This window comes from Sphingobium fluviale (assembly GCF_004122115.1).
Taxonomy (GTDB): domain Bacteria; phylum Pseudomonadota; class Alphaproteobacteria; order Sphingomonadales; family Sphingomonadaceae; genus Sphingobium; species Sphingobium fluviale.
Window position 1 is genome coordinate 49,441 of record NZ_SBKP01000009.1, and the last position, 24,671, is coordinate 74,111.

Below are 24,671 nucleotides of genomic sequence, written 5' to 3' on the forward strand. Positions count from 1 at the left end.
CCCACTAACAAGGGTTTCTTTCATGACGAACAGCTTCGATAAATCCAAACTTCCCAGCCGCCACGTCTCCGTGGGGCCAGAGCGCGCGCCGCACCGCAGCTATTATTATGCGATGGGCTGGAAGGAAGAGGACATCGCCAAGCCGTTTGTGGCGCTGGCCTCTGCGGGCAATGACAGCGCACCGTGCAACACGATGCTGGATGCACAGGCTGATTGGGCGCGCGAGGGCGTGATGGCGGCGGGTGGCACCCCATTCCGCTTCAACACCATCACCGTGACCGATGGCATCGCGATGGGCCATCAGGGGATGAAATCCTCGCTTGTCTCGCGAGAGGTAATCGCGGACTCGGTGGAATTGTCGGTGCGTGGTCATTGCTATGATGCGCTGGTCGCCTTTGCCGGGTGCGACAAGTCTCTGCCCGGCATGATGATGGCGATGTTGCGTTTGAATGTCCCCTCGATCTTCGTCTATGGCGGCTCGATCCTGCCGGGCCGGTTCGAGGACCGCGATGTCACGGTGGTCGATGTGTTTGAGGTGGTGGGCAAATATGCCGCAGGGGCATGTCCGCTCAAGGATGTGATCGCGCTGGAAAAGGTCGCTTGCCCCGGTCACGGTGCGTGCGGTGGGCAATATACCGCAAACACCATGGCGTGCGTGGGCGAGGCGATGGGGCTTTCGCTGCCGAACAGCAACATGGCCCCGGCGCCGTATCAGAGCCGTCAGGAGGTTGCAGTTGCTGCCGGCAAGCAGGTGATGGACTTGCTCGCAAAGAATATCCGCCCGCGCGATATCTGCACGCGCGAGGCGTTCGAAAATGCGGCGCGCATAGTTGCTGCGACGGGCGGCTCCACCAACGCCGCGTTGCATCTTCCTGCCATGGCGAACGAGTGTGGCATTTCCTTCGACCTGTTCGATGTCGCAGAAATCTTCAAGACCACGCCTTACATGGCGGACCTGAAGCCCGGCGGTAAATATGTAGCGAAGGACATGCATGACGCGGGCGGCATCTATATGCTGATGAAGTCCCTCGCGCAGACCGGCCTGCTTAACCTCGATTGCATGACCGTGACCGGCAAGACTCTGGGCGAGAATATCGACGAGGTGACGTGGAACCCGGATCAGAAGGTGATCTACGACGCCAGGGCGCCGCTCTCGCCCACTGGCGGCGTAGTCGGCCTCAAAGGCTCGCTGGCTCCTGACGGCGCGATCGTGAAGGTCGCGGGCATGAAGCGGCTCCAGTTCGAAGGCCCGGCAGTGGTGTTCGACTGCGAGGAAGACGCCTTCGCCGCTGTGGAGAAGCGCGAGATTCTGGAAGGCCAGGTCGTCGTTATCCGTTATGAAGGGCCGAAGGGCGGCCCCGGCATGCGCGAGATGCTGTCCACCACCGCCGCGCTCTATGGCCTCGGTATGGGTGAGAAGATTGCACTCATCACCGACGGGCGCTTCTCTGGCGCGACGCGTGGCTTTTGCATCGGCCATGTCGGCCCCGAAGCGGCGGAGGGAGGGCCGATCGCGCTGGTGGAAAATGGCGATATCATCAGCATAGACGCCGAGGCCGGAACGATTGACCTGATGGTGGATACGGCGGTTCTGGCGGAGCGCAAGGCGCGATGGCAGCCGCGAAGCAACGATTATCAGGCGGGCGCGCTGTGGCGCTTTGCCCAGAATGTCGGCCCCGCCTATCAGGGTGCGGTGACGCATCCCGGCGCCAAAGCGGAAACGCATATCTATGCCGATATCTGACCGGAACGCTCCGGTCCTGACCGCCGCCGAGATGCGGGCGGCGGAGGCAGCGGTAATCGCCGGCGGCGTGCCCGAATATGCGCTGATGCAGCGCGCGGGCAAGGCGGCGGCGGAAATCATCTGGCGGGCGGGGGCCAAGCGCGAGACGCTGGTGCTGTGCGGGCCGGGCAATAATGGCGGCGACGGCTATGTGATCGCGAAGGCGCTACGCGACTATGGCGTGCCGGTGAAGGTGGCGGCGCTGGCGGATCCGGTGACGGAGAGTGCGAGACAGGCGCGGGCGGAATGGGGTGGCGCTGTCGAGGGCTTTTTCCACGTGGAAACGCATTTTGCGCAGGTGGTGGATGCGCTGTTCGGCACGGGGCTGACGCGGGGGCTGGAGGGTGAGGTAGCGGCGCGGCTGGTGCAGCTCGTCGAAGCATCAGAACGCAGCTATGCTATTGATATTCCAAGCGGAATCTCAACCGACGACGGCATGCCGCTCTCCGCCGTTCCGCATTTCGACCTGTGCATCGCGCTGGGCCAATGGAAGCGCGCACACATGCTGCGCCCCGCGACCGGCCATTGGCGGCGCAAGCATCTGTGCGACATCGGCATCCCCGCGCCCGACGCCACATTGTTCCGGCTGGAGCGCCCGCGCCTCTCTCCCCCCGCGGACGACGCGCACAAATATACGCGCGGGCTGGTGGCGGCGGTGGCGGGCGAGATGCCCGGCGCGTCCGCGCTGGCGGCAGAGGCGGCGGCGCGCGGCGGGGCGGGCTATGTGCGGCTGATCGGCGTGCAGTCCGTAAACCGCACCAGCCACGCGATCGTGCGCGCATCGATGAAGAACGAGGCGGCGTTGAGCGACCCGCGCATCCGCGCGCTGCTGATCGGCCCCGGCCTTGGGCGGGGCGAGGCGGGGGCGGAGCGACTGGGGCAAGCGCTGGTGCACAGCCACCCGGTCGTGCTCGATGCCGACGCTTTGTGGCATCTGGCCGAGGGCGCGATGGCGGCCCTGCCCGAAAACGCGATTTTGACGCCGCATGCGGGCGAATTTGCACAGATTTTCGCCAATCTCAGCGGGCTGGACATTTCCGGCACCGTGATCGAGCTTGCGGTAACGGCAGCGCAAAGCTCTGGCGCGGTTGTGGTGCTGAAAGGGCCGACGACGGTGGTGGCAGGGCCCGATGGCCGCGCCGTGGTGGCAGACGCCGCGCCGAGCTGGCTCTCTACCGCTGGCACGGGCGACGTGCTGGCGGGCCTGTGCGCCGCGCGGCTGGCGGTGACGGGCGATCCGTTCCGTGCGGCGGCTGAGGCGGTGTGGCTGCATGGCGAGGCGGCGCGGCTGGCTGGCCCCGCCTTCCTCGCCGACGACCTGCTGCCTTATATTCCCGCCGCCATCGCCGCCTGCCTGTAAACGCTATCGGCATGAGCGACCCCGGCCTGATCGTTCGCATCGCCGCGAAGGGCGACGGCGTGACGGCGGACGGCCGCCATGTGCCGATGAGTGCGCCGGGAGACCGGCTGCGAGGTGACGGCGGGCTGGACTATGGCCCGCATCATGCCAGCCCGCCCTGCGTACATTACCCCCTGTGCGGTGGATGCCAGCTCCAGCACCTCGATGAGGAAAGCCTTGCCGATTATGTGCGCGGGCGCGTGGCAGGCGCGCTTGTGGGGCAGGGGATAGAGGGTGTGAACGTGTTGCCCGCGATCCTTTCGGCGCCGCAGACCCGCCGCCGCGCCGCGCTGCGCGTTGCGCGCTTCGGCAAAAAGACCGCGCTCGGCTTTTCGAGCGAGGGCAGCCACCGGATCGTTGACCTGAGCATGTGCGCGGTGCTGCACTCGGCGTTGTTCGCGCTGGTGGAGCCATTGCGCGCGCTGCTGGGCGATATGGTGGGCGAGCGGCGCGCCGCCCATGTGAAGCTGACCCTCGCCGACCAAGGTGTCGATGTGCTGATCGAGGGCGTAGAGGCGGACGGTTTGGCAGCGGCGGAGCGGCTTTCCGCTTTTGCGAGCGACCACAGGCTCGCGCGGCTTTCGATTGACGATGGCACTGGCATCCAGACCCGGCATGAACCGGAGCCGCTGACCATGACGTTCGGCGGCGTTGCGGTGCCGATGCCGCCCTATGCCTTTTTGCAGGCAACGGCGGATGGCGAGGCGGCGCTGGTCAATGCCGTGCGCCCGGCGCTGGATGGCGCGGGCGTGTGGGCCGATCTGTTTTGCGGCCTTGGCACCTTCGCGCTGTCATTGGGGGCGGGCAAGCGCGTCTATGCGGCGGAGGCTGCGCGCGACCTTGTGATGGCGCTGAAAGGAGCGGCGAACCGGGCGCAGGCGCAATTGTTCGCCGATCATCGCGACCTGTTCCGCAGGCCGCTGACGACGCAAGAGGCGAACCGCTTTGACGCGATCTTGCTCGATCCACCCCGCGCCGGCGCGCGCGAACAGGCGATCCAGCTCGCCAGCGCGACGGTGCCCGCCATCGCCTATGTATCCTGCAACCCATCCAGCTTCGCGCGCGACGCCAAGATGCTGATCGAGGGCGGCTATACGCTGGAGACCGTGCAGCCGGTGGGGCAGTTCCGCTGGTCGACGCATGTGGAGCTTGCCGCGATCTTCCGCCGCGCCTAATAGTCGGCGCTTATGAGCAGCGAACGCGAGACGGGCTTGGCCCTTGACCCCAAATATGACGCCAATGGCCTCATCACCGCGGTGGTGACGGACGCGGCGAGCGGCGCGGTGTTGATGCTCGCGCATATGAACGCTGAGGCGCTGAGCCTGACGCAGACGAGCGGCTTCGCGCATTTCTGGTCGCGCAGCCGGGGGCGGCTGTGGAAGAAGGGTGAGACATCCGGCCATGTGCTGCATGTGGTGGAGATGCGGATCGACTGCGATCAGGACGCGGTCTGGGTGATCGCGCGGCCCGCTGGCCCGGCTTGCCATACCGGCGAGACGAGCTGTTTTTACCGGCGCGTGACCGAGGATGGGCTTGAAAGGGTGCATGACTAGACGCGCGGCGGCTGCGCTCGCTCTGATCCTGCTCGCCAGCGCATGCGGCGGGCAGCAGGGCGCGCCGGTGAAGGACGATCCGCCTTCCTCCCCCGCCGCGTCCGCATTGGAACAGGCTGCGCGCGATGCGGGCGTGGTGGGAGACACCAGCGCCTCGCCCATCGGCCTCTATCGCAGCCGCCATGAATCCGGGCTGGACAGCCTGTGCATCGTCCCCGCCGAGGAGCCGGGCAAAATGCGGTTCGCTCTGGAGGCGGCATTTGGCGAGCAGAGCGAGTGCCATGGGCGCGGCAGCCTGCGCCGATCGGGCGAGCGGCTGGTGATGAACTTCGATCGCTCCGCCTGCCTCATCGTCGCGGGCTATGAGGGCGACAGGGTGGTGATCCCCGGCGCGCTCGATGTGGAATGTGCAGGCCTGTGCAACAAGCGCGGCAGCCTGGAGGGCGTGAGCTTCCCCCGCGTCTCGCGCGAAGTGGGCGTGGCCCGCGATGCGCGGGGCAAGGATGGCGAGCAGTTGTGTAGTTGAACCGGCTTGACGTTTACGTGAACGTCAAGTATAGTTGCGGCCATGAACGACATGAGTCCCAAACCCGGCTGGGTCGAGCTGCCTGATGCGAAGGCGCAGACGACCTACTCGATTTCCGACCTCGCAGGCGAATTCGGCATCACTTCGCGCGCGCTGCGCTTCTATGAGGATGAAGGCCTGATCGCGCCGGAGCGGCAGGGTTCGACCCGCATCTACGGCAAGCGTGACCGCGCCCGCCTTGCATGGATATTGCGGGCGAAGCGTGTGGGCTTTTCACTGGCCGATGTTCGTGAGATGATCGACCTGTATGATGTGGGCGATGGCCGCGCGACCCAGCGCGAGGTTACGCTGCGGAAATGCCGGGACCGGATTGCGCTGCTGGAGCGCCAGCGCGAAGACATCAATGGCGCGATCGAGGAACTAGCCGGGTTCGTGGCCCTCGTAGAGACTGCGAAACGGAATGATAAGTAAGATAGACCATATTCCCCCGTCATAAGACAATTGGAGGATTGCCATGCCCGTCTACTCCCCCCCGGTGAAAGACACCCGCTTTGTCCTCGATGCCGTGGTGCGGCTCGATGCCTATGCCAACCTGCCCGGTTTCGAGGGGGCCACGCCCGATCTCGTTTCTGCGGTGCTGGAGGAGGGCGGCAAGTTCGCCGCCGAGGTGATGGCGCCGCTGAACCCGGTGGGTGACGCGCAGGGCTGCACCCGCCATGCCGATGGCAGCGTGACCACGCCCGATGGCTTCAAGGCCGCCTATGACCAGTTCGTCGCCGCTGGCTGGCCGACGCTGCATGCGCCGACAGAGTTTGGCGGGCAAGGCCTGCCCTCTGCGGTGGCGACCGCGATCGGCGAATATTTCTGCTCCGCCAATCACAGCTTCGAGATGTATCACGGCCTCACCACCGGCGCGATCAACTCGTTGCTGGTGAAGGGCACGCCGGAGCAGAAGGCCACCTATGTCCCCAAGATGGTGGAGGGCAGATGGACCGGCACGATGAACCTGACCGAGCCACATTGCGGCACAGACCTGGGCCTCATCAAGACCAAGGCGGTGCCCAATGCCGATGGCAGCTATGCCATCACCGGCACCAAGATTTTCATCTCAGCGGGCGAGCATGACCTTTCCGAAAACATCATCCATCTGGTGCTGGCGAAAACGCCCGACGCGCCGGAGGGCAGCAAGGGCATCTCACTGTTTGTGGTGCCCAAGTTCCTCGTCAATGCAGATGGCTCGCTGGGCGCGCGCAACGCGGTGTCCTGCGGCTCGCTGGAGCACAAAATGGGCATCCACGGCAACGCCACCTGTGTGATGAACTATGACGGCGCGACCGGATGGCTGGTGGGCGAGGAGAATAAAGGCCTCGCCGCGATGTTCATCATGATGAACGATGCGCGCCTCGGTGTGGGCCTGCAAGGGCTGGCGCAGGCGGAGATCGCCTATCAGAACGCAGTGCAATATGCGCGGGACCGGCGGCAGGGCCGCGCGCTGACCGGCCCGGCGGACCCGGCGGAGAAGGCGGACACGCTGTTCGTCCACCCCGATGTACGCCGCATGCTGATGGAGGCGAAGGCGCTGACCGAGGGGCTGCGCGCGCTGATGCTGTGGGGTGCGGTGCAGGTGGACCTGACGCACCACGCCGCGACCGAGGAAGACCGGCAGACGGCGGATGACATCATCTCGCTGCTCACCCCGGTCATCAAGGGCTATGGCACGGACAAGGGCTTTGAAGTGGCGGTGAACTGCCAGCAGGTCTATGGCGGGCATGGCTACATCGTCGAATGGGGCATGGAGCAATATGTGCGCGATGCGCGCATCGCCCAGATCTATGAGGGCGCGAACGGCGTGCAGGCGATGGACCTTGTGGGCCGCAAGCTGGCGCAAAATGGCGGGCGCGCGCTGCAGGCGTTCTTCAAGATCATTGCCGAGGAAGTGGCAGCGGCCAAGGGCAATGCGCGCACGAACGATTTTGCCGAGGCGCTGGAAAAGGCGAACGGCCAGCTTCAGGCCGCGACCATGTGGCTGATGCAGAACGGCATGACCAACCCCAACAACGCCGGCGCGGGATCGCACCATTATATGCACATGATGGGCATCGTTGCCGTGGGCCTGATGTGGCTGCGCATGGCCGTGGCGGCGGCAGAGCGGCTGGACGCTGGTGCCGAGGACGCGGCGTGGCTGGAAGCCAAGCTCACCACCGCGCGCTTTTATGCCGAGCGGATCATGCCGGATGCAGGCGCGCTGCGCCGCAAGCTGGAGGGCGGGGCGGAGAGCCTGATGGCGCTGCCGCCCGAAATGTTCGCCGACAGATAACAACCTCGATTTTGCTCAGAGCGAGCCGAGAATAGTCGATGTTGAGAACCGGAGCGCAGCGTACTTTAAGGTACGTGAGCACCGGAAGCGGAAACATCGGCTATTCGCAGGCCGCTATGGGCAAAATCACTCCGGCAGGAAATCCGGCACGGAGAGATAACGCTCACCCGTGTCATAGTTGAAGCCCAGCACCTTCGCGCCCGCGCCCAGATCGGGCAGTTTCTGCGCGATGGCGGCCAGCGTCGCGCCGGAGGATATGCCGACGAGCATCCCCTCCTCGCGCGCGGCGCGGCGGGCCATCTCCTTGGCGACGGCGGGATCGACCTGGATCACGCCATCGAGCAGCTGGGTGCGCAGGTTTGCCGGGATGAAGCCCGCGCCTATGCCCTGAATCGGGTGGGGACCGGGCGCGCCGCCGCTGATGACCGGGGATAGCGTAGGTTCGACCGCGAACACCTTGAGATTGGGCCAAGCCTGTTTCAGCACCTGTGCGCAGCCGGTGATGTGGCCGCCGGTGCCAACGCCGGTGATGAGCGCATCCAAGGGCGCGTCGGCGAAATCGGCAAGGATTTCCTGCGCGGTGGTGCGCACATGCACGTCGATATTGGCGGCGTTCTCGAACTGTTGCGGCATCCATGCGCCGGGGGTCTGGGCCACCAGCTCCAGCGCGCGCTCGATCGCGCCCTTCATGCCCTTTTCGCGCGGCGTAAGGTCAAAGCTCGCGCCATAGGCCAGCATCAGGCGGCGGCGCTCCAGGCTCATGCTCTCGGGCATGACGAGAACCAGCTTATAGCCTTTCACCGCGGCCACCATGGCGAGGCCGATGCCGGTGTTGCCCGATGTCGGCTCGATGATCGTGCCGCCGGGCTTCAGATCTCCCGCCGCCTCTGCCGCCTCGATCATGGAGAGGGCGATTCGGTCCTTGATCGATCCGCCGGGGTTCGCCCGCTCGGACTTGATCCACACATTCGCATCAGCAAACAACCGACCCATGCGGATATGCGGCGTTCTGCCAATAGTTTCGAGGATGTTGGCCGCGATCATGCCTGCTTCTCCTGCTGCGGTGTCTTTTCGTCAGTGTCGTGCGCATCGAAGCGGCGCGCAAGCCCTATTTCGGGGAACAGCCGCGCCCATAGGGCGACGACGATGATCGCGCCGATCCCGCCCGCGATAACGGTCGTCACCGGGCCGATCAGCGCAGCGACAAAGCCCGACTCCGCCTCGCCCAGCTCGTTGGAGGCGGAGATGCTGAGTTGCGAAACGCTGCTCACCCTTCCGCGCATTTCGTCGGGCGTATAGACCTGAATCAGCGTCTGCCGCACGAAGACAGAGTACATGTCCGCCACTCCGCACAGGAACAGCGCGACAAACGCCACCGGCATCGCGACCGCCAAGGGCATGAACGCGGTCGATCCGAACAGCGCCGTTGCAACGCCGAAACCCGCCACTGCCAGCAGCATCCTGTTGCCGACATTGCTGGAGGGCGGGCGGAACCCGAACCACAGCGCCGTCAGCCCGGCGCCTATCCCCGTGGCGGCGGCGAGCATGCCCAGCGCATCCGGCCCGGCATGGAAAATATCGTGCGCATAGATGGGGAGGAGCGCTGTCGACCCAGCCAGCAGAACAGCCATCAGATCCAGCGTGATCGTGCCCAGAACCAGCCGGTTGGTGCGCACATAGACCAGGCCATCCAACATTTGCCGGATCGGGTGGCGGCGCTGGTCTATCTGGGTCGGCGGGATCGCAGGCAGTTGAGATATCGCTACGATCGCAACGACAAACATGCCGACAGACATCATATGCGGCAGCCAGGGCTTGACGGCATAGAGATAGCCCCCGAAGGCGGGCCCGGCAATCATGCCTGCCTGCCATATGAGCGCACCCATAGCGATGGCGCCGGGTACCAGCGCCGCAGGCAGCAAGCGCGGCGCCATTGAGCTGTAGGCGGGCCCGGCAAAGCAGCGCGCGACGCCCAGCAGACCGGCCATAGCGAAGAGCAGGGGCAGGGATACCCAGCCATCATGCGTCGCGACGCCCAGGATCGCGGTGCAGATCATCTGCAGCACGACCGCCATCATCACCACCTTGCGCCGGTCGATATGATCCGCCACCCAGCCGGATACCGGCGTGAGGAAGAATAGCGGCAAAAATTGCGCCAGCCCGATCAGGCCGAGTTGAACCGCGGCCTCCCGTGTGTCCATCGTCAGGCGCGCGGTGGAGTAGGCCTGCCACGCAATGACGAGCAGCAGGCTGTACTGGCCGATGATCGTGGCGAAACGACCGATGAGATACAGCCGGAAATCGCGCACGTGCAGGGGGTGAGAGGGGTTGGCGGAGACGTTCATATTGTGTCTCTGCACCCTCGCGGGAGTTGCAGCAACTGGCTAATTCTTCAGTGGGGTGAGAAAAAAATTCAGCCGATGCTGACGAAACTGTCGATCACCCGCTTGCGCCCCGCGCTGTCGAAATCGATCTCCAGCTTGTTGCCATCCTGTGCGGCGATGATGCCGTAACCGAATTTCTGGTGAAAGACGCGCATGCCAAGGGACAGGTCATCGCGCGCTTTTGCAGCGACGGAGGCTGCGGGGCGCGCATCCCGTGCCCGCACATCGGGCGTGCCGATCCCGCCCGCCTGCGCCGCGCGCTGCCAGCCCGGCCCGCGCGCGCCGCTCATCGCGACGCTGGCGAACGGGTCTGGCCGCTCCATCCAGTTGGTGCGCCACAAGTTGGCGCTGCCCGCGACGCTGCTCTGTTCCTCGATATGCTCAGGCGGCAGCTCCGCGATGAAGCGCGAGGGGATGGAGCTGGTCCACTGGCCATAGATGCGGCGGTTGGCGGCATGGAGGATCGCGCAATGGCGGCGCGCCCGCGTGATCGCGACATAGGCGAGGCGGCGCTCTTCCTCCAACGCCGTGAGGCCGCCTTCATCGAGCGAGCGCTGCGAGGGGAAGACGCCTTCCTCCCAGCCGGGCAGGAAGACGCTGTTGAATTCCAGCCCCTTGGCGGCGTGGATCGTCATGATCGTCACCTTGCGCTCATCCGGCGCGGCGTCGTTGTCCATCACGAGGCTGACATGCTCCAGAAACGCGCTGAGCGACTCATAGTCCTCCATCGCGCGGGCCAGCTCTGACAGGTTTTCGAGGCGGCCCGATGCTTCGGCGGTCTTTTCCGCCTGCAACATCGCGGTATAGCCGCACTCATCGAGCAGGATGCGCGCCAGCTCGGCATGGGGCAGGGCAGAAGCCATGTCGCGCCAGCGGGCGATGCTGGAGACGAAGCCGGAGAGGGCGCGCCGCGCCTGCGGGGTCAGCTCGTCACTGTCCAATATGCGCGCGGCGGCGGTGAGCAGCGGCGTACCCTCCGCGCGGGCGAGGCGGTGAATCTTCTCCACCGCCTTGTCACCCAGCCCCCGCTTGGGCACATTGACGACGCGTTCGAACGCGAGGTCATCCGCCGGTTGGGCGACGAGGCGCAGATAGGCGAGCGCGTCCCTGATCTCTGCCCGCTCGTAGAAACGGAAACCGCCCACAATGCGATAGGGCAGGCCGATCTGGAGGAAGCGCTCCTCGAACTCGCGCGTCTGGAACTGGGCGCGCACGAGGATCGCGAAATCATCGAGCGCCTGCCCCTGCATCTGGCGCTGCTCAATCTCCTCGCTGACGGTGCGGGCTTCCTCCGCGCCGTCCCAGACGCCGAGCACGCGCACCTTGTCGCCCTGATCCACCTCGGTCCACAAGGTCTTGCCCAGCCGTTCGGCATTGCCCGCGATCACGCCAGACGCCGCGCCGAGGATATGGGGTGTGGAGCGGTAGTTCTGCTCCAGCCGCACCATCTTCGCGCCGGGGAAATCCCGCTCGAACCGCAGGATGTTGGCCACTTCCGCGCCGCGCCAGCTATAGATGCTCTGGTCATCGTCGCCCACGCAGCAGATGTTCTTGCGCTCCTGCGCCAGCAGCCGCAGCCACAGATATTGCGCGCTGTTGGTGTCCTGATACTCATCGACCATGATATAGCGAAAGCGGGTCTGATATTGGCCAAGCACCTCGCGGTCCTTGCGCAGCAGCACGAGGGGAAGCAGCAGCAGATCGCCAAAGTCGCAGGCGTTCAATGCCAGCAGCCGCGCCTGATAGGCGGCATACATCTTTTGCCCGCGGCCATTGGCGAAAAGCTCGCCCTCCTCCGCGCCAATATCGGCAGGGGTAAGCCCCTTGTTCTTCCACTGATCGATGAGGCCAGCGAGCTGCCGCGCGGGAAAGCGCTTTTCATCCAGCCCCTCGGCCTGAATCAGCTGCTTCATGAGCCGGAGCTGATCGTCGGTATCGAGGATCGTGAAATTGGATTGCAGGCCGAGCAGTTCGGCATGGCGGCGCAACATCTTCGCGCCGATGCTGTGAAAGGTGCCGAGCCACGGCATCCCCTCCACCGCCGCGCCGATGAGGCGGCCGACACGCTCCTTCATTTCCCGCGCGGCCTTGTTGGTGAAGGTGACGGCGAGGATTTCCGAAGGATAGGCGCGGCGCGTGGCGATGAGATGCGCGAGGCGGGCGGTCAAGGCCGCCGTCTTGCCCGTGCCCGCACCGGCCAGCACCAGCAGCGGGCCTTCGGTCGTCAACACCGCCTCGCGCTGGGGCGGGTTCAGCCCGGCGAGGTAGGATGGTTCAGGGTCTGGCATCAGGCTGGGCATGGCGGTCATGACGAACAATTAGGGAACAAATCGGCCTTGGGCAAGGATTATGCAACAGGGCGCAGCAGATGGAGCCGCGCCTTGCCGGTATCGCGCGCGGTCTCGACCTCAAAGCCCTGCACAGACACATCCTCGCGTCGGCTCGTCTCTATGCTGATCCAGCTCTCCGGGCCGATCCAGCCGAGGCGGGCGAGCTTGTCCAGCGCCACGCTGCCCGCGCCGCTGTCATAGGGCGGGTCCATCAGGATGAGGTGCAGCGCCGCAGGGGCGGGGCCAAGCGCCATGACCGATGTTGCGCGGATGTCTGCGCGCGGGTCAGCCCGGCCAAGGCCCAGCTTCTCCGCATTGGCGCGCAGGCAATCGAGCGCCGCCTTGTCCTGCTCCACGAACAGGCACGAGCCCGCCCCGCGTGACAATGCCTCCAGCCCCAAGGCGCCGGACCCGGCAAAGAAATCACCCACGGCCAACCCCTCGAAGCTGCCCAGACGGCTGGTGAGCATGGAGAACAAGGCTTCGCGCGTGCGGTCCGCTGTGGGGCGGGTGGTGTCTCCCTTGGGCGCAACCAGAGTACGCCCGCGCCATTCGCCGGATATGATCCTCATTTTTTCAGCTTTTTCAGCGCGGCGAGGAAGCGATCGAGATCGCCCTTGCGGATCTCCACCAGTGCGCCCGGCGCGCTGTCCGCCAGATCGAACGGGCCGTAGCGGGTGCGGATGAGGCGACTGACGCTGAGGCCCAGATGCTCCAGCACACGGCGCACCTCGCGGTTCTTGCCCTCGGTCAGCGTCAGCTCGATCCATTTGTTATGGCCGGTGCTGCGTTCCAGATTGGCGTCGATGCGGCCATAGCGCATGCCGTCTATCTCCACCCCCTCGATCAGGCTTTCGAGCTGGGCCTGGCTGACGGAGCCGAAAGCTCTTGCCCGATAGGTGCGCTCTATGCCAGTCGACGGCAGCTCCAGCGTGCGCTTCAGCCCGCCATCGTTGGTGAGCATCAGCAGGCCTTCGGTCGTCATATCGAGCCGCCCGACCGGCATCAGGCGCGGCAGATCCTTGGGCAGGAAATCGTAGATCGTCTTGCGACCGGAAAAATCCCGCTCTGCCGTGAGGCAGCCCGACGGCTTGTGAAACAGGAACAGGCGGGTCTGCTCTGTCTCGCCCACCGGCGCGCCATCGACAGTGACGCCGGCGAGGGACGTGAGCAGGGTGGCGGGGGTGGTAAGCACCTCGCCGTTCACAGCGATGCGCCCCTCCGCAATCATCCGCTCGATCTCGCGGCGCGAGGCAATGCCTGCGCGGGCGAGCAGCTTTGCGATGCGATGCTCCTCGCGCCCGCCCTCTGGCCGGGGTTCGGCGGCACCGGATGCACGCGCGGCGCGCGGCGGCGCTTTGCGGAAAGCGGGTTTCTGTGGCGCGGGTTTTTTGGGCGCTGCACCCTTGGCGGCGACAGGCCTTTCGGCTCTGGGCTTGTCTGGCGCGGGCTTTTCCGCGCGGCGCGGCGGGCGGACGGACGCGGGCTTGACGGCGGGCTTGCGCGAGGGGCGTGAGGGCGGCTTCATCGCACCGCCCATGCCCCACTTCGCGCCCAAGAGCAACGTGCGTTGCCCTTCGCCGCAAAGTCATTACAACCCATGGCCGAGTTTGAGGAGAGTTCGGGGATATGGCGACAACCGCGATAAAGACATCGGCACTGGCGCGGGCGCGGGCGGTGCTGGGCAATCCCAAGACCGGCTATATGACGCTGTTCGGCTTTGGCTCCGGCCTGCCCTATGCGCTGTTGCTCGGCACGCTGACCGCGTGGCTGACGGACGCCAAGGTGGACCTGGAGACGATGGGCGTGATCTCGCTGATCGGCCTCGCCTATGCGTTCAAGTTCCTGTGGTCGCCGCTGCTCGACCGGCTCTCTCTGCCCGGCTTTGCCCGCCTGGGGCGGCGCAAGCAGTGGATCGTCCCCGCGCAGTTTCTGCTGGCGGTCATGCTGCTCGCCATGGCGCAGATGGACCCGCTGAACGCCATCGGCCTGTTTTCGCTCTGCGCCGGCATAGGCGCATTTGCCTCCGCCACGCAGGACATCGTGATCGATGCATGGCGTGTCGATGTGGCGGGCGAGGACGCGCCGGTCGATACGCTGTCCACCGTCTATCAGCTTGGCTATCGCGCGGCGGTGTTGCTCGGCGGGGCGCTGGCGCTGTTCATGGCGGACGCATGGGGCTGGGTGCCGGTCTATACGCTGATGGGCTGTGTGATGCTGGGGCTGGGGGTGCTGAGCATCTTCGCGCCCGAAAGCGCACACGCCGCGGACCGGGCGGAGCATGACGCGCATGAACTGCGTGCGGCGGGGCATTTGAGCCCGAAGGTGCGCGCGGTGTCGCTGGGGCTGGTCGGCACCTTCTGGGCGGTGTCGCTGGGGCTGGTGCTCTATTATATGATCGCCTCGCTCGCCCTGCCCGCAGACCAGAGGCCTGACAGCACCGCCTTCATCAAGGTGCAGGGGCCGGTGATCGTGCTGGCGACGGTGGTGATCCCCGCGATCATCGCCGCCGTGCTGGCGCGCTGGCAGGCGAAGGGGCGCTATGTGCTTAAGGAAGCCGAACCGGCGCGCAGCATGGGCGACCGCGCGCTCGATCATGGCTATCGCGCGCTGGTGTTGCCGCTGATCGATATCATGGGGCGGCTCAAATGGGCGGCGGTGCTGGTGATGGCGCTGGTGCTGACCTATCGCCTGACCGACACGATCTGGGGCAGCTTCGCCTCGCCCTTCTACCTGACCGAGCTGGGCTATACCAAGTCCGAGATGGCGGTGGCGTCGAAGTTCTTTGGCGTGGGCGCGCTGATGCTGGGCGTGGCGCTGGGCGGGGTGTGCATGGCGCTGCTGGGCCGCATGGCGACGATGACTTTGGGCGCGCTGACGGCGGCGCTGACGAACCTGCTCTATGCAGACCTCGCGACCGGCGGGCATGTGATGGCGGTGAGCGCGCGGCTGACCGGATTTAGCTGGGCGGTCGAGCATCTGGGCGGCGACGAGCGCATGGCGAAGCTGATGCTCGCCATCGGCGGAGAGAATATCGCGGGCGGATTGGCGGGCACGGCGCTGGTGGCGTATTTGAGTTCCATCACGTCCAAGGGATATAGCGCGGTGCAATATGCGCTGCTTTCCTCGCTGACATTCCTGATGGGGACGCTGGGGCGCGGGGCGCTGGGCCAGATGATCGAGGCGCAGGGCTATTATGCGGTGTTTATCTTCGTGACGTGGCTGGGCTTTATCGCGGTGGCGCTGTGTGTGGTGGAATGGATGCGGCAGGGGCGCGCTCAATCCGGCAGTTGATCGTTCGCCTTGAGCACTTCACCCGCGAGATAGAGCGAGCCGGTGATGAGCAGCGGGCCGCCCGACGCTCCAATCGCGTCGGCGGCGTCATGGAGGCTGGCGTGTGCGCTATGGGCGATGCCCCATTCGCTTGCGAGCGCGGCGAAAACCTCTGGCCCATGATGCGCATGGCCCTCGACCGGGACCGAGTGGATCGCGCCGATATGGGGGCGCAGCGGGGCGAGAAAGCCCGCCATATCCTTGTTCGCCAGCATGCCGATCAGCAGCGTGAGTCTCTCTCCGCCCGGCAGTGCGGAGTCGAAAAAGCGCGCGATGGCTTCCCCCGCCGCCGGGTTATGCCCGCCATCGAGCCATATTGCGCGCGCCTCCCCCAGCCGCGCGACCAGCGGGCCTTGGCTCAGTCGTTGCAGCCGCGCGGGCCAGTGCGCCCAGAGCGGCGCGGCGTTGAGCGAGGCCTCGCCGATGCGCAGCGCATCCTGATGCCGCAGCATCGCGATGGCGAGCGCGAGGTTCATCGCCTGATGCGGGCCGGGAAGGCGCGGCAGCGGTGTGTCGATCCGCCCCGCCTCATCGCGGTAATGCAGGCGCTCGCGATAGAGCGCGGCGTCCCACGCCTCTTTCATCGGCAGCCAGAGCGCGCCCGCGTCCGCCGCCTTTTGCGCGATCACGGCGGCGATATGCGGCTCATAGGCCAGCGTGACCAGCGGAGTGGCGGATTTGGCGATGCCCGCTTTTTCCGCCGCTATGGCCTTGAGGTCGGTGCCCAGAAATGCCTCATGATCCATGCCGAGCTGCGCGATGCCACACACGGCGGGCGCGGGGATGATGTTGGTGGCATCCAGCCTGCCGCCCAGGCCCACCTCGATGATGCAGGCGTCGACGGGATGCTCCGCAAAGGCGAGGAAGGCGGCGGCGGTGGTCGCCTCGAAAAAGCTGGGGCCGATGTCTCCCGCTGCGTCCAGCACGCGCTTGAGGTAGGCCGCGAGGCGGGCGTCGTCGATCAGAGTATCGTTCAGGCGGATGCGCTCGTTAAACCGCACCAGATGCGGCGAGGTGTAGGCGTGGACGCTATACCCCTCCGCCTGCAACGCGGCGCGCAGGAACGCGCAGGTAGAGCCTTTGCCATTCGTGCCCGCAACATGGAAGACCGGCGGCAGGGAAAGGTGCGGATTGCCAAGGTTGGCGAGGAGCCGCGTAATCCGCTCCAGCCCCAGCACATCCGCACCGGGGGAGAGGCTGGCGAGCCGGTCCAGCTGCGCCTGGACGGCGGGGTCATCGGAAACGGCGTGATCAGCCATAGGAAAGGATGCTCAAGCCGCCTTCTTGGGCATCAGATACGAGGCCACCTGCGCCAGCCGCTCGCGCAGATCCTTGCGGTGCACGACCATGTCGATCATGCCGTGGGCGAGGAGATATTCGGCACGCTGGAACCCTTCGGGCAGCTTTTCGCGGATCGTACTCTCGATCACGCGCTGGCCCGCAAAGCCGATCAGCGCATTCGGCTCCGCGATCTGGATATCGCCCAGCATCGCATAGCTCGCGGTAACGCCGCCAGTGGTGGGATCGGTCAGCACCACGATATAGGGCAGGCCCGCATCATGCAGCTTGCTGATCGCCACAGTCGCGCGCGGCATCTGCATGAGGGACAGGATACCCTCCTGCATGCGCGCGCCGCCCGCCGCCGTGAAGATGACATAGGGGCATGTGCGCGCAATCGCTTCCTCCACGCCCTGCACAAACGCGGCGCCGACCGCGACGCCCATCGACCCGCCCATATAGGCGAAGTTCTGGACGCCCATGACAATCGCCTGCCCATCGACCGTGCCGCAGGCGTTGATCAGCGCGTCATGATCGCCGGTGGCGGCGCGCGCCTGCTTGATCCGGTCGGTATATTTTTTGGTGTCGCGGAACTTGAGCGGATCTTCGCGCACCTGCGGCGTGGGGAGTATCTTCGCGCTGCCCTCGTCGAGGATCTGGGCGAACCGCTCCTTGGCGCCGATGCGACCATGATGATCGCACTTGGGGCAGACCGAGAGGTTTTCCTCCCACTCGCGCGTGAAGATCATCTGGTGGCAGCCGGGGCATTTGTGCCACAGCGTATCGGCGCTGCTTTCCTTCTTGGCGATGAAGGGGATCGCCTTGCGGACGCGGCTGAGCCAGCTCATCGGGCAGGTTCCTTTGCGTTGAGGGCCGCGCGCAGCGAGCCGACATAGTCTTTGACATGGGGCGCGGCCTGCGCGCCATGCTGGCCTATAATCTCTACGATTGCGCTGCCGACGACCACGCCATCCGCCACCGAGCCGATGGCCGCCGCCTGTTCGGGCGTGCGCACGCCAAAGCCGACGGCGATAGGCAGGCCGGTGCCGGATTTCAGATGCGCAACCGCCTCATCTATGCTCGCCTGCGCGGCCTGCTGCTTGCCGGTGATGCCCGCGACCGAGACATAATAGAGGAAGCCGCTGGAGCCTTCGAGCACGGCAGGCAGGCGGGCCACATCTGTCGTCGGCGTGGCGAGGCGGATGAGGTGAACTCCGCAAGCGCGCAGGGCCGGGCCAAGCTCGGCATCTTCTTCGGGCGGGATATCGACGCAGATAACGCCATCGACGCCCGCCGCCTTGGCTTGCGCCGCAAACCACTCCGCCCCGCGCCGGATCATCGGGTTGGCATAGCCCATCAGGATCAGCGGGACGTTGGGGTGGCGTGTGCGAAAGGCGGTGGCGATGGCGAAGATGTCCGCCGTTTTCGTGCCTGCGCTTAAGGACCGCAGATTGGCGAGCTGGATCGCGGAGCCATCGGCCATCGGATCGGTAAACGGCATGCCCAGCTCGATAAGGTCCGCGCCGCCTTCGACCAGCGCATCCAGCACGGCGGCGGTGTCGGCTGGCGTGGGATCGCCGCCGGTGACGAAGGTGATGAGCGCGGCGCGCCCTTCGGCGCGGGCATGGGCGAAAGCGGAGGCTATGCGGTCCTTCATATCTCCACCCCCAGCGCCTTGGCGACGGTGAAGATGTCCTTGTCTCCCCGGCCAGAGAGATTCACCGCGATGATCTTGTCTTTGCCCAGTTCGGGCGCGAGGGTTTCTAAAGCCGCGAGGGCGTGGGCGCTTTCGAGCGCGGGGATGATCCCTTCGAGGCGGCACAGCTTCTGGAACGCCGCCAGCGCCTCGTCGTCCGTCACGGAGACATAGCGCGCCCGGCCAATCTCGTGCAGCCAGGCATGCTCCGGCCCGATACCGGGGTAATCAAGGCCAGCGGACACGCTGTGCGCGTCGGTGATCTGGCCGTCCGCGTCCTGCAACAAATAGGTCTTGTTGCCATGAAGCACGCCCGGCGCCCCGCCCGCGATGCTCGCCGCGTGATGGCCATCGCCCAGCTCTATGCCGCGCCCCGCCGCCTCGACACCGACGATCGCGACGTCTGTATCATCGAGGAACGGGTGGAACATGCCGATCGCGTTCGATCCGCCGCCGACGCAGGCCAGCACCATATCGGGCAGGCGGCCTTCCGCCTCCATCATCTGCGCGCGGGTTTCCTTGCCGATCACGCTCTGAAAATCCCGCACCAGCTCCGGGTATGGGTGCGGCCCTGCCACCGTGCCGATAATGTAGAAGGTGTCATGCACATTCGCGACCCAATCGCGCAGCGCCTCGTTCATCGCGTCTTTCAGCGTCGCGGTGCCGCTCTCCACCGCGCGCACTTCCGCGCCCAAGAGCTTCATGCGGAACACGTTGGGCGCCTGCCGCGCGACATCGACCGCGCCCATGAAGATGGTGCAGGGGATATTGAACAGCGCGGCGACAGTGGCGGTGGCGACGCCATGCTGGCCCGCGCCCGTCTCCGCGATGATCCGCGTCTTGCCCATGCGCTTGGCGAGCAGGATCTGGCCGATGCAGTTGTTGATCTTGTGCGCGCCGGTGTGGTTCAGCTCCTCGCGCTTCAGGTAAATCTTCGCGCCGCCTAGCTCTTCCGTAAGCCGCTGCGCATAATAAAGCGGGTTGGGCCGCCCGACATATTGGCGGAGAAGATACTGGAACTCCTCCTCAAACGCCGGGTCCGCCTTGGCGCGGCGATATTCCGCCTCCAGCGCGAGGATCAGCGGCATCAAGGTTTCCGCAACATAGCGCCCGCCGAACTGGCCAAAATGGCCGCGCGCGTCTGGCTGGCTGCGAAGGGAATTGGGCAACGGGTTGGGAACAGTCATGGCAATACTCTTTTTCTGGCACGGTGGGGCAATCGCTGCAATCCGGGTGGGAGAGCAATCACCGCCATCGTGTCGGCAGGAATCCTGAAACGTCCGTCGTCATGACAATGCCGCTTTGCAGAAGGCGGCGATTTTGTCCACATCCTTCATGCCCGGCTTGACTTCCACGCCCGAAGAAACATCGACCAGCGGCGCGCGGGTGATTCGGATCGCTTCGGCGACGTTGGCGGGATCAAGGCCGCCTGAAAGCCCCCACGGGCCGGATGCGCGATATTCGGCCAGCAATGTCCAGTCAAAGCGCAGGCCCATGCCGCCGGGCAGGTCCGCATGGTCCGGCGTCTTGGCATCGAACAGGATGAGGTCCGCCACATCTGCATAGGGCGCGGCGGCGGCAATATCGGCGGCGGTTTTCACCGGAACGGCCTTCCAGAGTTTTAGCGCCGGGAAGCGCGCGCGGATGGCGGCGAGGCGCGCTGGCGCTTCATCTCCATGAAGCTGGAGCGCATCGAGCCGGGCAGACTGCACCAGCATCTCTATCGCCGCATCGTCCGCGTTCACCACCACGCCGACTTTCATCACATGATCCGGCACCCGCGCAGCAAGCTGCGTCAGCCGCTCCGCCGCGACATGGCGCGGGCTTTTGGCGAAGTGGACGAAGCCGACATGGCTCGCGCCGTGCTTCACCGCCGCGTCGAGCGTTTCCGGCGTCGAAAGGCCGCAGATTTTGATCGCGATTCGGGACATGGCTGGGGCATAGTTTTTATTGGGGTTCGGCACCAGCCCTCTCCCCCTCCCGCAGCCGAGTCACGTGCCTCGGCAGCGCTCCCATAAGATACCCTGTCGGGAGGCTGGGAGGGGGAGAGGGCTGGTACGGCCATCGAATTCGCTTCTACCGCGAATTCGATCGTATCAGAGCGTCGCCTCTATCTCCCGCGCGGCCATATCCGGGTCTTTGGCTTGGGAAATCGGTCTGCCCACGACGATGATCGAGGCGCCCGCGTCTATCGCGGCGCGCGGGGTGACGGCGCGCTTCTGATCGCCCATCGCGCCGCCAGCCGGGCGTACGCCGGGCACCACGAAGAAACCGCCGGGCCAGCGCTTGCGGATCAGGCCCACTTCCTCGCCAGAGCAGACGATGCCATCCAGCCCCGCATCCTGCGCAAGATCGGCCAGCCGCTCGACCTGCGCGGCAGCATTGCGGGCGACGCCTATCTCATTCAGATCGCTGGCGTCGAGGCTGGTGAGGACGGTGACGGCAACCACCTTGGTGTGAACCCCCGCCGCCGCCTTGGCGTCTTCCAGCATCGCCCGGCCCCCGGCGGCGTGGACAGTGAGGATCGCGGGCTCCAGCACATGCAGCGCCTGCACCGCCTTCGCCACGGTGTTGGGGATATCGTGCAGCTTGAGGTCAAGGAAGATGGGCAGGCCGATCTTCGCCATCTCGTGCACGCCATGATGCCCGTTGGCGCAGAAGAACTCCAGGCCCAGCTTGATGCCGCCGACATGCCTGTGAACGCTTTGTGCCAGGCTTTGGGCGCGGGCGAGGTCTGGCGTGTCGATCGCGACATAGATCGGGCTGGTCATGGCTGTTCCGATAGTGGGGCGGAGGAAAGGGCGGGCGCTGGTTCTGGCGGGCTTTGCGGCGCGGTGACGCTTTCCAGCGCGCGCTCCGTGCTGGCGAGGCGGCGGCGCAGGCGCCATTTCACTGCGCTGGCCCAGGCCCATGTCGGCACCAGCCCCAGCAGGAACGCGGAGAGGATCAGCACCGGCAGCCGGGTTTCCATGATGGCATCGCCCCAAAGCTTCACCGCGACCCGGCCCGGCACAACCGGCGTGGCAGCTTCCCAGTTCGCCTTGGTAAACAGCGCCAGCGCCACCGCGACGACTACCCAGAAAATGGTCCTCAGCAACTGCATGCCCTATCCTCACGCCGACAGGGCTTTGAGCTTAGGCAATTTTGGCGCGCTTTGCCAGAGCCGGATTCTCGCCGGGTATGGGGTTTGGCACAAACAGACCGGCCCGCCGCTTCCCTCGCCATATCCGGTCACAGGCGGGAGAGAAGGGCGGGCCAAAGCCTGCTATGATATTCGGCGCGAGGCCGAAGATTACATCAGTTTGTAAGTCAGCGGCAGAACGACTGCGGCCGCGCCACCCGGAGGGGCAGGCAGGGTGCCAACCTTGGTCGGCAGGGCCAGAGCTTCGCGATCCAGCACGGACGAGCCCGAAGGTGCGACCAGCTCGGTCTTCTCAACAGCGCCCGAAGCGCTGACATAGACCTTCACCTTCACGGTGCCCTCATCGCCGCGCATCTGCGCCGCACGGGGATAGGTCTGCTTCGAAGCGATCTGACGCGCTACGGCCTGCTGCCAGGCGGCGGGCTGAGCGAAAGCGGGGGTGGCGACGGCGGCGGCAATGGCAGCGACCATCATTTTGCCTGCGAACTTATTGAACATTATGCGTAATCCTTTCTGAGCTTCATTTTGCATGAAGATTGAACCGGTGAAGTCCCGTATAGTCTGAAGCCGATAAGATGGGGTTTACCGCTATGGTAAATTGGGCATTAAACTTTGTAATATCTGCGTTTTTACAAGCGGCTGGCAGCCAGTCTCGAAAAACCCGACCGGCAGATGCGCCACAAAAAAAGGCCCGGTTTCCATGGTGGAGACCGGGCCAATCAGGGAGGGGGTAATAGAGGAAACAGGCGGTTTAGAGCGCGCTGCGTTAAATCTGACGCAAGATGCGCGCTCTAACTTTTTGTTGTCGCATCGTTTTTGCCAAAAACCGGTTCCCACTTTTTGGCGCGATGCTCTTAGAACTCGGCCCAGTCGTCCTCATCCATGCTCAGCGCAAGGTTGCCGTGGCTGGCCGGCGCCGAAGCCTTGCGTGGGCTGGGCGCGCGCTCTTCATAGGAGGGCGGCGATACGCCCAGGCCACCGGTATAGCCCGCAGAGCGGCCCAGCTCGAAGAAGGAGAGCTGCTCGAACAGGCGCTCCGTCTCGTCGTTGAGGTTGCGTGAGCTGGCTGTGCTTTCCTCCACCATCGCGGCGTTCTGCTGCGTGGCGGTGTCCATGGCAGTGACCATGTCGGAGATTTCGGCAAGCCCGCTGGCCTGACGGCCCGCAGCAGCCGCGATTTCGTCCATCAGGTCCGAAACCTCGGTCACTTCGGTCACGATCTGGCGAAGCGCTTCGCCGCTGTTTTCGACCAGCGACACACCCTCGGTGATCTGCGAGCTGGAGGTGGCGACGAGCTGGCGGATAGAGTTCGCCGCCTCGGCAGAACGCTGAGCCAGATGCCGCACCTCGGTGGCGACGACCGCGAAGCCCGCGCCCGATGCGCCGGCCCGTGCCGCTTCCACGCCTGCGTTGAGCGCCAGCAGGTTGGTCTGGAAGGCGAGGCCGTCGATGGTGGAGATGATCTCGTTCATCTCCTTCGACGATGCCTGAATGTTGCGCATGGCAACGGCAGCGCGCTTCGCCGTTTCATCGACCTTTTCCGCAGATTCGCGGGCCACGGCAAGGCGGCTGCTGGTCTGGCGGGCGTTGTCTGCCGCGACCTTCACCGAGCCGGTGAACTCGCCCAGCGTCTTTGACGTGTGGGCCAGCGACTCGGCCTGGCGCTCCGTGCGCAGCGAGAGGTCTGACGAGGCCTGCGCGATCTCGTTGGTGCCGTTCTTGATCGTGTTGCAGCCATCGACGATCTGCATCATCGCATCCTGAAGGTGCGACAGGGCATCGTTATAGTCATTATAGAGCTTGGCGAGCGGGCCATTGGCGTTCTCGTCCACCCGGTGGGTGAGCTGGCCCTTGGCGAGGGCGGAGAGGCCCGCGCCGATGGCGTTGATCGTCTCTTCCGTCTCGCGAGCGCGCACGGCCTCTGCCTCTGCGCGGCGCTTGTCCGCCTCGAACAGATCCTTGAAGCTATCGAGCGCGCGGGCGAGGCTGCCCAGCTCGTCGCTGCGCTTCATGCCGGGGATTTCGACCGAGAGGTCGCCGTCCACCAGCAGCCCCACCGCGCCAGACATCTTGCGGATCGGCTTCGCGACGGTCTGCATCAAGAGTCCCGAAAGCAGCAGCGTCACGACAAGGCCGAGGCCGATGGCGCCGATCAGCATCCGGCGCGAGTCGGCATAGATGCTCTCGCTCTTGGCGCTGATCGCCTGGCCGCTCTTGGCGTTGAGGTCGATTAGCTGGAGGATCGAATCTTCCACCGTATAGAACATATCGAGCGATTCGCCCTCGAACATATCGTTCGCGGCAGGATCACCCGCGTTTGCCAGCGCGATAAGCTGATCGGTTTGGCTCTGATATTGTGCCCAGTTGGTCTTCAGCGTGGCGAACAGGTCTTTCTGATCTTTCGCCTCAAGCAGCTTTTCGTAATCGTCCATCATGCCGGAGATCGCGTTGCTGGCGTTGCGGATCATTTTCTCCGCCTTGGCCTTCGACTCCGGGGTGGGGGCGGTGACGATGCCGCTCTGCTGAATACGATATTGCGAGGTGTAGGCGTGGATGTCGCCGATCAGCTGCGTAGCGGGCAGCGTGTTGGAGCGCATCTGCGTCGAAAGCTGATTAACCTCGCCTATTTTCATCATTGCGAAGCCGCCGATCGCCGCGACGAGCGCCAGGAGCGCCGCGAATGCGAACAGCATTTTCGCTGATATGGTTATACCCTTGGGCACGGCATTTTCCTTTGCAAGAACCTGTTTGGGATGGGTTCCTAACGGCAAAGCCTTGATATTTGGTAACTGCGACAGAAACCATTCGTCGAATATTTCGGGTCACGCTCTCGCATTGCGCGGCTTGGAACGCGACTATGTGACAGAAGCGTCACGCGCGCGTCGCAAAAGCTAAACCAATCCAACATCAACGCGTCATGTCCATTGGTT

22 protein-coding genes are annotated in these 24,671 nt (G+C 65.1%); 8 read left to right on the plus strand and 14 right to left on the minus strand.

From position 1 onward, the window contains the following. Positions 1–22 precede the first annotated feature (22 nt). Genes ilvD through EQG66_RS10125 form a run of 7 tightly spaced genes read left to right on the plus strand, consistent with a single transcriptional unit; the run spans position 23 to position 7,578 of the window. Positions 23–1,744 carry a dihydroxy-acid dehydratase gene (gene ilvD / locus EQG66_RS10095; RefSeq protein WP_129404464.1) on the plus strand — a complete coding sequence of 574 codons (1,722 nt, stop codon included), beginning with the start codon at positions 23–25 and terminating at the stop codon, positions 1,742–1,744. After that, positions 1,731–3,143 (plus strand): NAD(P)H-hydrate dehydratase, encoded by a 1,413-nt coding sequence (locus EQG66_RS10100; protein WP_129404465.1) that lies wholly within the window; start codon positions 1,731–1,733, stop codon positions 3,141–3,143. Before ilvD ends, EQG66_RS10100 begins: the two co-directional genes overlap by 14 nt. 11 nt (positions 3,144–3,154) lie before the next feature. Further along, positions 3,155–4,357 carry a class I SAM-dependent RNA methyltransferase gene (locus EQG66_RS10105; protein ID WP_129404466.1) on the plus strand — a complete coding sequence of 401 codons (1,203 nt, stop codon included), beginning with the start codon at positions 3,155–3,157 and terminating at the stop codon, positions 4,355–4,357. A 12-nt stretch (positions 4,358–4,369) separates the two neighbouring features. Further along, a complete protein-coding gene (hisI, locus tag EQG66_RS10110) occupies positions 4,370–4,735 on the plus strand; it encodes a phosphoribosyl-AMP cyclohydrolase (RefSeq protein WP_129404467.1) in 366 nt (121 codons plus the stop codon). After that, on the plus strand, positions 4,728–5,261 hold the full coding sequence (locus EQG66_RS10115; RefSeq protein WP_129404468.1) for a hypothetical protein: 534 nt from the start codon (positions 4,728–4,730) through the stop codon (positions 5,259–5,261). The genes hisI and EQG66_RS10115 overlap by 8 nt, the downstream gene beginning before the upstream one ends. A gap of 51 nt (positions 5,262–5,312) precedes the next feature. Then, entirely contained in the window at positions 5,313–5,732 is a 420-nt protein-coding gene (locus tag EQG66_RS10120; protein ID WP_129404545.1) for a MerR family transcriptional regulator, read from the plus strand. A 43-nt stretch (positions 5,733–5,775) separates the two neighbouring features. Continuing rightward, complete coding sequence (locus tag EQG66_RS10125) at positions 5,776–7,578, plus strand: acyl-CoA dehydrogenase C-terminal domain-containing protein (RefSeq protein WP_129404469.1); 1,803 nt, start codon at positions 5,776–5,778, stop codon at positions 7,576–7,578. 126 nt (positions 7,579–7,704) lie between these two features. Here EQG66_RS10125 and cysK read toward each other — a convergent pair whose 3' ends face one another. The 5 genes from cysK to EQG66_RS10155 all read right to left on the minus strand — a co-directional run bounded on the left by cysK (position 7,705) and on the right by EQG66_RS10155 (position 13,820). Continuing rightward, on the minus strand, positions 7,705–8,622 hold the full coding sequence (gene cysK, locus EQG66_RS10135) for a cysteine synthase A (protein WP_129404471.1): 918 nt from the start codon (positions 8,620–8,622) through the stop codon (positions 7,705–7,707). Next, the gene (locus EQG66_RS10140; protein WP_129404472.1) at positions 8,619–9,923 is read right to left on the minus strand and encodes an MFS transporter; all 1,305 of its coding nucleotides are present in this window, start codon (positions 9,921–9,923) and stop codon (positions 8,619–8,621) included. Before EQG66_RS10140 ends, cysK begins: the two co-directional genes overlap by 4 nt. A gap of 68 nt (positions 9,924–9,991) precedes the next feature. Further along, entirely contained in the window at positions 9,992–12,262 is a 2,271-nt protein-coding gene (locus tag EQG66_RS10145) for an ATP-dependent helicase (protein WP_129404546.1), read from the minus strand. 47 nt (positions 12,263–12,309) lie between these two features. Further along, positions 12,310–12,864 carry a 16S rRNA (guanine(966)-N(2))-methyltransferase RsmD gene (gene rsmD / locus EQG66_RS10150; protein ID WP_129404473.1) on the minus strand — a complete coding sequence of 185 codons (555 nt, stop codon included), beginning with the start codon at positions 12,862–12,864 and terminating at the stop codon, positions 12,310–12,312. Next, positions 12,861–13,820: a pseudouridine synthase gene (locus tag EQG66_RS10155; RefSeq protein WP_129404474.1), complete on the minus strand. Its 960-nt coding sequence runs from the start codon at positions 13,818–13,820 to the stop codon at positions 12,861–12,863. The genes rsmD and EQG66_RS10155 overlap by 4 nt, the downstream gene beginning before the upstream one ends. Positions 13,821–13,921: 101 nt before the next feature. On the opposite strand from EQG66_RS10155, the gene EQG66_RS10160 reads away from it, so the two are divergent. Then, on the plus strand, positions 13,922–15,586 hold the full coding sequence (locus EQG66_RS10160) for an AmpG family muropeptide MFS transporter (protein ID WP_129404475.1): 1,665 nt from the start codon (positions 13,922–13,924) through the stop codon (positions 15,584–15,586). Here EQG66_RS10160 and EQG66_RS10165 read toward each other — a convergent pair. The 9 genes from EQG66_RS10165 to EQG66_RS10205 all read right to left on the minus strand — a co-directional run bounded on the left by EQG66_RS10165 (position 15,571) and on the right by EQG66_RS10205 (position 24,464). After that, positions 15,571–16,884, minus strand: coding sequence for a bifunctional folylpolyglutamate synthase/dihydrofolate synthase (locus tag EQG66_RS10165; protein ID WP_129404476.1), 1,314 nt, complete (start codon positions 16,882–16,884; stop codon positions 15,571–15,573). The genes EQG66_RS10160 and EQG66_RS10165 overlap by 16 nt on opposite strands. A 12-nt stretch (positions 16,885–16,896) precedes the next feature. After that, on the minus strand, positions 16,897–17,751 hold the full coding sequence (gene accD / locus EQG66_RS10170; RefSeq protein WP_129404477.1) for an acetyl-CoA carboxylase, carboxyltransferase subunit beta: 855 nt from the start codon (positions 17,749–17,751) through the stop codon (positions 16,897–16,899). Next, positions 17,748–18,560, minus strand: coding sequence for a tryptophan synthase subunit alpha (gene trpA / locus EQG66_RS10175; RefSeq protein WP_129404478.1), 813 nt, complete (start codon positions 18,558–18,560; stop codon positions 17,748–17,750). Before trpA ends, accD begins: the two co-directional genes overlap by 4 nt. After that, the gene (trpB, locus tag EQG66_RS10180; protein ID WP_129404479.1) at positions 18,557–19,786 is read right to left on the minus strand and encodes a tryptophan synthase subunit beta; all 1,230 of its coding nucleotides are present in this window, start codon (positions 19,784–19,786) and stop codon (positions 18,557–18,559) included. The genes trpA and trpB overlap by 4 nt, the downstream gene beginning before the upstream one ends. Positions 19,787–19,885: 99 nt before the next feature. Next, the gene (locus EQG66_RS10185) at positions 19,886–20,530 is read right to left on the minus strand and encodes a phosphoribosylanthranilate isomerase (RefSeq protein WP_129404547.1); all 645 of its coding nucleotides are present in this window, start codon (positions 20,528–20,530) and stop codon (positions 19,886–19,888) included. 165 nt (positions 20,531–20,695) lie between these two features. Beyond that, on the minus strand, positions 20,696–21,370 hold the full coding sequence (pyrF, locus tag EQG66_RS10190; RefSeq protein ID WP_129404480.1) for an orotidine-5'-phosphate decarboxylase: 675 nt from the start codon (positions 21,368–21,370) through the stop codon (positions 20,696–20,698). Continuing rightward, on the minus strand, positions 21,367–21,702 hold the full coding sequence (locus EQG66_RS10195) for a LapA family protein (RefSeq protein ID WP_129404481.1): 336 nt from the start codon (positions 21,700–21,702) through the stop codon (positions 21,367–21,369). The genes pyrF and EQG66_RS10195 overlap by 4 nt, the downstream gene beginning before the upstream one ends. Positions 21,703–21,891: 189 nt before the next feature. Next, entirely contained in the window at positions 21,892–22,239 is a 348-nt protein-coding gene (locus tag EQG66_RS10200; RefSeq protein ID WP_129404482.1) for an energy transducer TonB family protein, read from the minus strand. Positions 22,240–22,595: 356 nt separating this feature from the next. Next, the gene (locus EQG66_RS10205) at positions 22,596–24,464 is read right to left on the minus strand and encodes a methyl-accepting chemotaxis protein (RefSeq protein WP_245988024.1); all 1,869 of its coding nucleotides are present in this window, start codon (positions 24,462–24,464) and stop codon (positions 22,596–22,598) included. Positions 24,465–24,671 lie beyond the last annotated feature (207 nt).